General features: G+C 39.3%; 10 protein-coding genes. 6 read left to right on the top strand and 4 right to left on the bottom strand.

What is annotated here, in order from left to right:
- Positions 1-285: 285 nt before the first annotated feature.
- Both QZR76_RS05590 and QZR76_RS05585 read left to right on the top strand, forming a co-directional pair.
- Positions 286-1,605, top strand: a complete 1,320-nt coding sequence (locus tag QZR76_RS05590) for a UDP-glucose/GDP-mannose dehydrogenase family protein (protein ID WP_294141167.1) — start codon at positions 286-288, stop codon at positions 1,603-1,605.
- A 66-nt stretch (positions 1,606-1,671) separates the two neighbouring features.
- Positions 1,672-2,583 carry a diacylglycerol kinase family protein gene (locus QZR76_RS05585; protein WP_294141165.1) on the top strand — a complete coding sequence of 304 codons (912 nt, stop codon included), beginning with the start codon at positions 1,672-1,674 and terminating at the stop codon, positions 2,581-2,583.
- 45 nt (positions 2,584-2,628) lie between these two features.
- Here the strand turns inward: QZR76_RS05585 and QZR76_RS05580 are convergent, their stop codons facing one another.
- Together QZR76_RS05580 and QZR76_RS05575 are read right to left on the bottom strand one after the other, a co-directional pair.
- A complete protein-coding gene (locus QZR76_RS05580) occupies positions 2,629-3,114 on the bottom strand; it encodes an Lrp/AsnC ligand binding domain-containing protein (protein ID WP_294141164.1) in 486 nt (161 codons plus the stop codon).
- An 11-nt stretch (positions 3,115-3,125) separates the two neighbouring features.
- Positions 3,126-3,749: a hypothetical protein gene (locus QZR76_RS05575; protein ID WP_294141163.1), complete on the bottom strand. Its 624-nt coding sequence runs from the start codon at positions 3,747-3,749 to the stop codon at positions 3,126-3,128.
- Between the two features lie 129 nt (positions 3,750-3,878).
- On the opposite strand from QZR76_RS05575, the gene QZR76_RS05570 reads away from it, so the two are divergent.
- The gene (locus QZR76_RS05570; protein ID WP_294141161.1) at positions 3,879-5,459 is read left to right on the top strand and encodes an alkaline phosphatase family protein; all 1,581 of its coding nucleotides are present in this window, start codon (positions 3,879-3,881) and stop codon (positions 5,457-5,459) included.
- Positions 5,460-5,506: 47 nt separating this feature from the next.
- On the opposite strand, the gene gldE is transcribed toward QZR76_RS05570, so the two are convergent.
- Together gldE and QZR76_RS05560 are read right to left on the bottom strand one after the other, a co-directional pair.
- Positions 5,507-6,823, bottom strand: a complete 1,317-nt coding sequence (gene gldE, locus QZR76_RS05565) for a gliding motility-associated protein GldE (RefSeq protein WP_294141159.1) — start codon at positions 6,821-6,823, stop codon at positions 5,507-5,509.
- Between the two features lie 129 nt (positions 6,824-6,952).
- Positions 6,953-7,372 (bottom strand): single-stranded DNA-binding protein, encoded by a 420-nt coding sequence (locus QZR76_RS05560; protein ID WP_294141215.1) that lies wholly within the window; start codon positions 7,370-7,372, stop codon positions 6,953-6,955.
- Between the two features lie 270 nt (positions 7,373-7,642).
- Here QZR76_RS05560 and QZR76_RS05555 point away from each other — a divergent pair, with 270 nt between their 5' ends.
- From QZR76_RS05555 to QZR76_RS05545, 3 genes are all read left to right on the top strand, one after another.
- Entirely contained in the window at positions 7,643-7,957 is a 315-nt protein-coding gene (locus QZR76_RS05555; RefSeq protein WP_363664632.1) for an HU family DNA-binding protein, read from the top strand.
- A gap of 187 nt (positions 7,958-8,144) precedes the next feature.
- Positions 8,145-9,692 carry an Rne/Rng family ribonuclease gene (locus QZR76_RS05550; RefSeq protein WP_294141155.1) on the top strand — a complete coding sequence of 516 codons (1,548 nt, stop codon included), beginning with the start codon at positions 8,145-8,147 and terminating at the stop codon, positions 9,690-9,692.
- Positions 9,693-9,853: 161 nt separating this feature from the next.
- Positions 9,854-11,860, top strand: coding sequence for a cytochrome c biogenesis protein CcdA (locus QZR76_RS05545; protein ID WP_294141153.1), 2,007 nt, complete (start codon positions 9,854-9,856; stop codon positions 11,858-11,860).
- Positions 11,861-11,937: the final 77 nt, after the last annotated feature.

Raw genomic sequence — 11,937 nt, 5'->3', positions numbered from 1 at the left:
TTAGATTAGACAAATTTATGCAAATAAAACTAATCCGTTTTGATTTATACCTAAATTTTATTCGAAAAAAGAGAGCTATTGGGGTTGTGTGATTTTGGTTTTATCAAGTAGGGAATTACCCGTTGAGAAGGTCGTCTTTGGGAGACAGGTAAAATTAATGAGTTTAGGGCCTAATTGTTTGTATTAAATTTGTATTTTTGCAAAACTGAAAAGTGATCGGTGGTGAAAGTGTTGTAGAGTTTATCGGTCATGAAATGAGTATCATTCACGTAAAAAAGGATAAAGATGAGAATAGCTGTTGTTGGAACCGGTTATGTAGGATTAGTATCCGGTACATGTTTAGCAGAAACTGGAGTTACGGTAACCTGTGTTGATGTAGATCAGGCTAAAATAGAGTTGTTGAACAATGGGGGTATTCCTATTTTCGAGCCGGGATTGGCAGAATTGGTGGTTCGTAACCAGAGTGATGGACGTCTTTTTTTTACGACTTCATTGAAAGAAGCATTGAAAGATGCCGATGCTGTATTTATTGCTGTCGGTACTCCGCCGGATGAGGATGGAAGTGCTGATTTGAAATATGTATTAGGGGTAGCGCGGGAGATTGGGGAGATTATCAATGATTATGTTGTCGTTGTAACGAAGTCGACGGTTCCTGTCGGGACGAATATGAAGGTAAAGGCCACAATAGAAGAGGCTTTGCAAAAACGAAATGTATCCGTACCTTTTGATGTGGCTTCCAATCCTGAGTTTTTGAAAGAGGGGGATGCTGTTAATGATTTTATTTCTCCTGACCGGGTGGTGATCGGTGTTGAGAGTGAAAGGGCTAAACGAGTGATGGAGCGTTTGTATCACGTGTTTATTTTGAATAATACGCCGATCTATTTTATGGATATTCCTTCGGCAGAGATGACAAAATATGCTGCAAACTCTATGTTGGCTACCCGGATTTCGTTTATGAATGATATTGCGAACTTGTGTGAGATCGTGGGGGCGGATGTCGAGGCTGTAAAGAAAGGGATAGGTAGTGACAGTCGTATCGGGAAGAAATTTTTGAATGCGGGTTGCGGTTATGGAGGCTCTTGTTTTCCTAAAGATGTGAAAGCATTGATTAAGACGGGGGATGAAAACGGGCATAGTTTAGAGTTATTGAAGGCCGTGGAGAGGGTGAATGAGAATCAAAAAGAGGTCTTGTTCGAAAAAGTGATAGCTCATTTTGGCCCGGATCTGAAAGGAAAACGCTTTGCCGTGTGGGGGTTATCCTTTAAACCTGCTACTGACGATATGCGGGAGGCACCTTCATTGGTGTTGATCGAACATCTGATAGAAGCCGGTGCTGTTATTCGGGCTTATGATCCGGTGGCTATGGAAGAGTGTCAAAGGCGTATCGGGTCGAAGATCGAATATGCAAGTAATATGTATGATGCTTTACCGGATGCGGATGCTTTAATTGTTGTTACGGAGTGGCCCGAGTTTAAGATTCCTAAGTTTACTTTTATTGAAAAAGCTTTAAAACACAAGATTATATTTGATGGTCGTAATATATATAGTCCGAAACAGATGAAGGAGTTTGGTTATATATATTATGGGATAGGACGGCAAAAGTAATCCGTTACACAGAATGGATTTGTTCGGGAGTATGAATGAGGCATCTTTGCTTCAAAGTAATTGTTTATGGGTAAATTGCGGGTTTTATTTATAATAAATCCTATATCAGGTTTTGGCCTGGGCTGGGAAGTTCCTTATCGGCTGAAGCGTATTGCGGCTTATCGCCAGATAGAGTATGTGATACGTTTTACTGAATATGCCGGACACGCCAAAGAGTTGGTCGAGAATGCAAAGCACGAAAATTACACGCACATTGTGGCTGTCGGAGGTGATGGTACGGTAAATGAGGTCGGAACGGCTTTATGTGGTACGGATATTGCTTTTGGAGTCATTTCTTTGGGGAGCGGCAACGGTTTTGCTCGTCATCTTGGATTCTCCTTGATGATGTCGAAAGCTTTAAAACAATTACTGCAGAGTGAGGTGACCCGGATCGATGTGGTTGAAATTAATGGTTATTATTCTTTGAATGTAAGTGGGTTAGGATTTGATGCAGAGGTAGCTCATTTTTTTAATAAAATGAAAATGAGGGGAATATTTTCCTATATTTATTCGATTGTCCGGATGTGGTTCCGTTATCCGAGTAAGCGTTACCGTTTCAAAATCGGGGATAAGGTATGGGAGGAAGATTGTTTTATTTTAAGTATTGCGAATAGTTCTCAGTATGGGAATAATGCACGGATCGCACCCAAAGCTTCTTTACGGGACGGATTGTTTGATATATGTATTTTAAAACGGCCTAAATATTATCAGATACCTCGTTTTATATATTGCTTTATGAATTCTCAGATTTCCAAACTGTCTTATTTCAGTGAGATACAATGTGCAGAAGCAGAGATCGACGGAGACATTTCAAAAGCTCATATCGATGGAGATCCTTATATTTTAGATGTACCGGTAAAGGTAAAGATCCATCCGGGAGTACTGAACGTAGTCGTTCCTAAACTATCCAAAAAGAAGAAGATTAAAAGGAATGTTTGATTTATACTGTCGCCGGAATAATCCGGTAGACAGCATCTAATCAAATTATTTTGTGGACGTGGGTTCCACGTTCAGGTTAATCTGTTTCTCGATGAGTTGGTCCAAAGAGATAAAGGTTTCCGTTTTTGCTATTCCCGGAATATTTTGTAAGGTGTTGATTAGTATATCCATAAGATGTTGGTGATCATTACATCTCAATTTTATTAGAAAGGTAAAACCTCCGGTGATGAAATGACATTCGATGACTTCAGGAATGTTTTCTATTTCTTTAACAACCGTTTTATAAGTATGAGCATGGTCTAAGATGACTCCGATGAAGGCACATACGCCAAATCCGAGGGCATCCGGTTTCACGATAAATCTGGATCCTTCAATAATACCGGAATCTTCCATTTTTTTTACTCTTTGGTGAATGGCGGCTCCTGATATTCCACACTCCCGCGCTATTTCCAGAAAAGGGACTCTTGCATTTTTCACGAGATGTGATAATATTTTCCGGTCGATTTCGTCAATTTGATATTTTGCATTCATATTTGTAGGTATTATCTATTGAAATTAAGTACGTTATATAATTGTTTCCGTTGTTTGTAATATTGCCATCCGTCTTCATTTGTAATGGTTTTTATTACGCTATCAATCATGTTGTTGAAAATAGTTGCAAAGTCATATCCTTCCGGCGGATAGATTTCCGGATTATGAATGTCGTTTAGTTTAGCGATATACATGCGTGCGACCATTTCACTGGAAACATCATTTTTATACATACCCTGTTGCATTCCTTTTTCGATATTGATTTTTATTTTTTCAAAAATGAAATCGGAACGCCTGAGCCGGTGCTTTTCGTAAATCTCCGGATAGGCTTTCGCCAATTTGAACGTGACAGAAGGCGATACGTTGAAGAAGCGATCGTTGATTTCATTACCGACCAATAATAAAATGTCGATAGCATTCCATCCCTCGAAATTGTATTTGTCGAAAATCTCTTCAAAACAAATTCTTTCCCGTTCAAAAATAGAGTTTACGATATCTTCCATATCGGAGAAATTTTCGTTGATTTCCTCCCGCGTAATATTTACTTTTTGTAAATTCTCATCAGATAAATCAGTACCGTATCGAAAGACGTAGGTCCTTAATTTCTCTGTAAGCAAACATTTTTTTTCAGTCATAAACGAAATCCATTTTATATTTTATGCTGTAAATATACGAAACAATTAAGAATTGAAATAATTATAGGTTGTAAATTATCATATTCTGACTACTTTTGTAGAATTAGTAAGAGTTTGTAAGTATACCCTATGAAAAAGATTATTTTATTCGTATTGATGTTCAGTAGTTTTATTTCCTCGGCCTCGGAGAATAAAACGAAACTGGTCGTTGGTGTGGTAATAAGCCATTTTTATCCGGATTGGCTGGAGTGGTATAAGCAGGATCTTTCCGAGGGAGGTTTTAAAAGGATCGTGCGGCAGGGAATAGAATTGAGTATGAATTATAATTACGTGTATACTCAAACAGGGGTAGACCATGCCACCATATATACCGGAATACTTCCGGCAGAGCATGGGATTGTATCCAAGGTTTGGTATGATCGACTTCGCAGGGGAAGGCAAAGTGCCGTAATGTCGGGAGATTATTATGAGACGGGTACTCAGCAGGGGGATAGTATAAAAAGTTTAAGCCCAGACTTCATCCAGACCATTAGTTTAGGGAGTGCTTTGAAAATGAATAATGGTTTTTCGAAGGTTTATAGCGTGGCGATGAATGGGGAAGAGGCGGTGTTGAGTGGAGGAAGCAGTGCCGACCAAGTTTTTTGGTTTAGTGAAAAAACGGGGAAATGGGTTTCATCGACTTATTACAAAGAACAGTTACCGGAGTGGTTAATTCATTACAATGATCGTATTGAGAGTGATTCTTTGGCGAACAGAGGGTGGATGCCTTTGTCGGATGAAAGGAGTAGTGCCGCCAAAATAAGGAGTAAGTTCGGGTTGGCAAACTTGTTTTATTACGACATAGCTCGGGCAAAAAGGGAGTATAAGACCTATCGTGTCTTGAAGGCTACTCCGCATGCTAATACTTTGGTCTGTGCCCTGGCGAAACGATTGATAGCCAACGAGGGACTGGGAAGAGATAACGATCCGGATTTGCTTGCCGTTAATTTTTCATGTTTGGATTATATGCATAGGGATTTTACTGTAGATTCGGAAGAGGAAAAAGATGCTTTTTTGCGTTTGGATAGGAATATGGAAGACCTGTTGACTTATCTTGATCTTAAGGTGGGGAAAGGAAATTACACTCTGTTCGTTACATTCTCCGAAATGCGGGAATTAATGCCCGAGGACTTGAGAAAGGTTAAATTAAATTCGAATTATTTCAGTATTTATAAGGCCGTAGCTTTATTGAAATCTTATCTGGGGTTGATTTACGGACCGGGAGATTGGGTTGTGGATTATGATCAGGGACAGATTTATTTGAATCGTGATTTAATCGAGAGGAAAAAAATGAGTCTGAAGGAGATGGAGGACCGTATAGCGGATTTCCTGATCGATTTTGAGGGAATTGCAAAGGTTATTACCGCTTATTCATTGACACATACGGCTTTTACTTCAGGAGTGGATCAATTGATGCAAAATGCATTCTCTCACAAGCGAAGCGGAGATGTGTTGTTCTGTTTGTATCCGACCTGGATTTCAGAATTGAAAGAGATGGAAGATATTTATTTCCGGCATAGTAAGCGTCCGCTTGTCCCGTTATATTTGTATGGAGCCGGGGTAAAGCCAGGTTTGAAAGGAAACTTCGATATGGTGGATTTATTTCCTACTCTGTGTGATATGATGGGAATCCCCGTTCCTTATACCGTACGGGGAAAAAAGATTGAATAACAATTCCGTTTTCCGGGAGTCCTCGGATAATGTTCCAGAAGATGGTTTTATTCCTCTTTCGGATCCGGTTGTATTTTTTGGTATTGTATTTTCTTAATTCTCCGGTTATCTACTTCTTCTATTGTAAATTGATGATTTTTATAGGTAATGACGTCTCCTTTTTGGGGCAATTCGCCTTTAATCTCCAGGATAAGTCCGGCTAACGTATCTGCGTCTCCTTCGATATCTTCAAAACTCTCTTCTTCAATATCAGTTATTTTAAAGAAATCGTTAAGTAAGGTAGACGCTTCGAATACATAAGCGCCGTTTTTACTTCGCGTATAAAAAATTTCTTGTTCATCGTATTCATCATTAATGTCTCCCACGATCTCTTCTATAATATCTTCCATTGTCACGATACCTGATGTTCCCCCGTATTCGTCAACCACGATGGCCAAGTGAACTTTTTTACTTTGAAACTCTTCCAACAAATCGTTGATTTTTTTTGTTTCCGGAACGAAATAAGCAGGACGAAGTAGGCTTTGCCACTTGAAGTCGTCTTTTTCATCCAAGTGTTGCAACAGGTCCTTGACGTAAAGTATCCCGTTGATATTATCCAGGTTTTCTTCATAGACGGGCATGCGCGAGTACCCGTGTTCCGTAATGATCTCTTTTACCTGTTGGTAAGAAGATTCTATATCTATGGCAACGACATTGATTCGAGCCCGGATAATATCGACTACGGCTATATTTCCGAAGCGAACGATACCTTCTAAAATATCTTTCTCTTCGTTGATTTCCGAGTCTTTTGTTAGTTCCAATGCTTTTGAGAGCTGATCGATGGATATGGCATCTTTTTTCTCGATACGGTTACTGATGATTGAGGTTGATTTAATCAGTAAATAAGAGAGCGGCCGGAATAAATGGGATAAAAACAGAAGAGGGCCGGTCATTAAAATAACCACCTTTTCTTGTGAACGATTCGCGTATAATTTGGGTATAATTTCTCCCACCAACAGAATGATAAAAGTGACTGCAATCACCTGGATAATGAATCCCAGTACCGGATTAACCGATAAATTGAATAAGGAATTGACCAGGTAAGTTGAAAGTATGACGATTCCGACATTAACAAAGTTGTTGGAGATGAGGATCGTGGCTAACAATAGGTTGGGCTTTTTTTGAAGATTGCATGCCTTTTCATATCCTTTCTCTTCCAGGTGTTTCAGTTGAGAGGGTGATAGTGAAAAAAAAGCAACTTCCGAGCCAGAAATAAGAGCTGAACATATCAGCAGGAATAGTAGAATAATAATGAAAATAAGATCAATCGTTCCGAATGAACCGGTAAAAATCTGCTCCGCCGGGGGAAAATAATCTGTATCCAAGGTTACTTTAATTGGTTAAACATAAAATCGTCCAAAATTACAAAAAAAACCGGAGGTTTAGCGCTTATCCTGTTAAAAATTCGGTTGTGCGAACGAATTCGTCTCCGGGTAAGCGTAAACCTGAATGAATTAGAAGGGAAGATCGTCGCTGTCGTCCGTATTGCTTAAATTGCTTGGAGCTTCTGGCATGGGAGGTTCCGGTGTTTTTTCATAGTTGTCCTGTTTGCGGGATAACATTTGCATGGTATCTCCGTAGATTTCCGTCGTGTAACGTTTATTCCCGTTTTGATCGTCCCAAGTACGTGTTCTGAGGCGCCCTTCAATATAGAGTGTCATCCCTTTTTTCACGTACTTTTCGGCAACTTGTGCTAAATTTCTCCATAGAACAATATTATGCCATTCCGTTTGACTGACACGTTCTCCGTTTTTATTGTTGTATACCTCCGTTGTAGCCAGGCTAAATCGTGTGACTGCAACCCCTCCGTCCAAGTACCTGACATCAGGATCGGCACCGACGTTTCCTATAAGAATAACTTTATTTACCATGATTATCAAAGATTAAATTTGACACAATTTACAAAAAATAGTTGATTTAAAAAAGTTTTTGAATTCAGGAAACGAAGATAGTGTTTTATCGTTAAAAATGAAAAACGATTTGGCCGGTAGAATGGCCGTTAAGATTTAGCAAGAGACAGGCGGTTACAAAATACTCTATTTTAAAGTGTGGAGTGAAAAAATATTGACAAAAAAGTCTAAGTTTGTTTCTTTGTTTGTGGAAAAGATATATATTTGCAGACTGAAAGTAGAGATAAAAGAAATATATTATTGAATATTAAATATTTAAAGAAAATGACAAAGGCGGATATTGTGAATGAAATTTCGAGAACAACCGGAATCGAAAAAGTAGCTGTTCAAGCAACGGTAGAAGCATTTATGGAAGCGATTAAAGGTTCTGTTGTTGAAGGCAAGAACGTGTATTTAAGAGGTTTTGGAAGTTTTGTGGTAAAGAAAAGAGCTGAAAAAACGGCTCGTAACATTTCAAAAAATGTAACGATTAAAATTCCTGAACACTTCATTCCTTCATTTAAACCTTCAAAGAGTTTCGTTGTTCAAGTAAAGGAAAAAGTTAAATAAGAAAGGAGTGTAAGTTATGCCAAGCGGAAAAAAGAGGAAAAGACATAAGATGGCTACTCACAAACGTAAAAAAAGACTGAGAAAGAATAGACATAAGAAGAAGTAGTCGTTTGTGAGTTAAGAGATATAAACCTAAAGGCTATAGCCTTTAGGTTTATTTAGTATAGTACGATTAATTATTTAGGTAGTGAGTACGGAGTTAGTCATAGATGTAAGAGCTGAAGAAATCGTGATCGCTCTATTGAAAGATAAGCGATTGGTCGAGTTGACGACAGAGAAGACTAGCATGAAGTTTGCCGTAGGAGACATCTATTACGGGAAGGTAAAAAAGATTATGCCTGGTCTTAATGCTGCTTTTGTTAATGTCGGGTATGAAAAAGACGCTTTTCTTCATTACCTTGATTTGAGTCCCCAATTTCATTCTCTGGATAATTATATTAAACAATGTATTGCCAGAAGGGGAATGCCGGTTTCCAAATTGAGGTTGGAGCCGGAAATTAACAAAAACGGTAAGATTTCGGATGTGCTTAGCGTTGGACAGTATGTTGCTGTGCAGGTCGCCAAGGAGCCCATTTCGACTAAAGGTCCGCGTTTAACTTCCGAGTTAAGTATTGCCGGACGTCATTTGGTTTTGATGCCTTTTTCCGAGAAGGTATCTGTTTCACAAAAAATAAAATCTGTCGAGGAACGGAAACGTTTAAAACGACTGATAGAGAGTATACGCCCTAAAAATTACGGGGTGATTGTTCGAACGGTTGCAGAAGGTAAGAACGCGGAATTGTTCGATAGTGAATTATGCGAACTCGTAGAGCGGTTTGAAACCGCTTTCAAACATATACGGGACATAGAACCTCCCAAGTTGATTTTAGGAGAGATTGACCGGACTAGTGCCATGCTTCGTGATATTTTGAACTCTTCTTTTGAAAATATTTATGTTAATGATATTACGTTGAGTAAAGAGATAAAAGGTTATATTAGCACAATAGCCCCGGAAAAAGAGGATATCGTGAAGTATGTTTCTACGGATGTACCTATTTTGGATCATTTTGGTGTCGATAAACAGATAAAGTCTTCTTTGGGTCGTACCGTCTCTTTTAAAAATGGAGCTTATTTGATTATTGAGCATACGGAGGCTTTTCATGTAATCGATGTGAATAGCGGAAACCGGACGAAACTGGGAGATGATCAGGAAACAAACGCGTTGGAAGTGAATTTAGCTGCGGCTGACGAGGTGGCTCGTCAATTGCAGTTGAGAGATATGGGAGGGATCATTGTTATTGATTTTATTGATATGCAGTTGGCCGAGAATAGGCAAAAATTGTACGATAAGATGAAATCGGCCATGGAGATAGACCGTGCCAAGCATACGATTCTGCCTTTAAGTAAATTCGGTTTAATGCAGATCACTCGCCAGCGCGTACGACCCGAAATGACGGTGACAACAACGGAAACTTGCCCCGTGTGTCATGGTACGGGAAAGGCTGAAGCTGCAGTACTGTTGATCGATAAGATAGAAGATCAACTGGAATATTTGATCGTTGAGAAAAAGTACAAGATATTGAAGATTAAAGTACATCCTTTCGTAGAAGCTTATTTGAAAAAAGGTTTCTGGTCTATTCTGAGGAGGTGGCAATTCAAATATTTTGTGTCTATTCAAGTGATAGGCGTACCTTCGTTTTATATTTACGAATATAAATTTTATAACCGCTTTAATCGGGAAATCGAAGAGTCGTGATCTATTAATTTTGGAGTATAAAATATAAACATTTGTCAATATTTGATCTATATGGTGTATTGTAAGTGAATTTTTGCTAAGTTTGCAAAGTTCACTTATTTTGTTTGTGATTGATACGTATAGTTTGTTTGAAAATGGATGTTTTATCTAAATGGATTTTTATGAAAAAAGGACTATTAGCACTATTTTTTGCTCTATGTATAGGGAATATAGCGGCTTTTGCCCAAATGACCGATGACCCTACCTCTTGGTCATTCTCCAAAGAGAAAACCGGGGAAAACGAGTATAATTTGATTTTGGAGGCGACCTTGCAACCCGGTTGGTCTATCTACTCCATGTATACTCCTGCTGGAGGGCCTATGCCGGTATCTTTGACGATTGACGGAGTCGGAAATGGCATTGAATTGATCGGAGATGCGGTTGAGAAGGAGCCGAAAAAAAAATATAGTGATATTTTTAAGGTAGACGAATGGTATTTTACGGATAATTATCGATTGGTTCAAAAGATTAAGATAACAGATCCTGCTATAAAGGAGGTGAAGGGAACGATTGACTTTCAGACCTGCCAGGAGGGAACTTGCGTACCCGGTGAGAAGGAGTTTTCTTTTCAATTGGAGGAGAAGAATGCGACAGGCTCTGCATCAACGACAGATGCGACGACAGATGATTCCTTGTGGTTGTTTTTTTGGTTGGCTTTTGTAGGTGGTTTAGCCGCTGTGATTATGCCTTGTGTATTCCCGATGATCCCGATGACGGTCTCTTTCTTTATGCATGGAGATTCCAATAAGGCGAAAGCGAAGGCAAAAGCGTTGTTTTTTGCCCTGTCGATTGTTGCAATTTATACGGCTTTGGGATTGATTATTTCAATCTTTTTGGGACCTGATTTTATCAATTGGTTGAGTACCAATTGGATTCCCAATATCTTTTTCTTTATCATTTTTATGGTTTTTGCCGCTTCTTTTTTTGGGGCTTTCGAGATCGTATTGCCTTCCTGGTTGGTAAATAAATCCGATAAGCAGGCGGATAAAGGCGGATATATCGGTGCATTCTTTATGGCTTTTACCCTGGTATTGGTTTCTTTCTCCTGTACGGCTCCCATTGTCGGAACCGTTTTGGTGGAAGCCGCGAGAGGTTCTATTCTGCGTCCTGTTATCGGAATGTTGGGCTTCTCGATAGCAGTCGCCTTACCTTTCGGTTTCTTTGCTTTTTTCCCGTCGAAATTAAGTAATTTACCCAAGTCCGGCGGTTGGTTGAATTCCGTAAAAGTGGTATTAGGATTTATAGAGGTTGCTTTGGGATTCAAATTTTTGATGGTAGCCGACCAGGTTTATCATTGGGGATTATTAGACAGAGAAGTTTATATTGCGATCTGGATAACTATATTTACCTTGCAGGGGCTCTATCTCATGGGTAAAATTAAATTCGCTCACGATAGTGACTTGCCTTATATAGGTGTGCCTCGTCTTGCTTTTATTATCTTGACTTTTTCTTTTGTCGTTTATCTGATCCCCGGTATGTTCGGGGCACCGTTAAAAGCTTTGGCCGGTTATTTCCCTCCTCAGGAGAGCATTGATTTTGATATCAACCGGATTGTCCGGGAGAATGCGAAAGAGATTATGAAAAGTGGGGTCAAAGTAGGGAATGCTACCGGCGTTTCGGCAGAAAATGTAAAATATTCGGATTTTTTGCATTTGCCTCATGGTTTGGAAGGGTATTTTGATTACGATCAGGCATTGAAAGCTGCTCAAAATCAGAATAAACCGTTATTTATTGATTTTACGGGACATGGTTGTGTGAATTGTCGTGAAATGGAACAGAGTGTATGGTCGGATCCGAGGGTTTTAGAGATGTTGAAGAACGATTATGTGGTAGTTGCCCTGTATGTGGATGATAAGGCGAAGTTGCCCGAAGAGGAGTGGTATGTTTCCGAATACGACGGGAAAGAGAAAAAAACATTGGGGAAGAAGAATGCGGATTTTCAGATAAAGAAATTTGATTCCAATGCCCAGCCGAATTATATTTTATTGGATAGCCGGGGAGGAAACGATACGGATTTGAAACCTCATATCCTTGCTCCCCCGCGGGGACATAATCTGGATCGGGATGCCTTTGTCAATTTTCTGAAAAAAGGATTGGAAGAGTATAAAGCCCGGCAGCCTAAAAAGTAAACGATAACCCCTCAAAAGATGCTCTTTTGAGGGGTTGTTTTATGGATTATTTTGTCATAAAAGTAAAGAGAATAAAA

The sequence above is a fragment of the uncultured Sanguibacteroides sp. genome (assembly GCF_900543425.1).
Lineage (GTDB): Bacteria > Bacteroidota > Bacteroidia > Bacteroidales > Marinifilaceae > Gabonibacter.
Note: the sequence above shows the minus strand (reverse complement) of the source record. Positions and strands in the feature narration are given on the sequence as shown.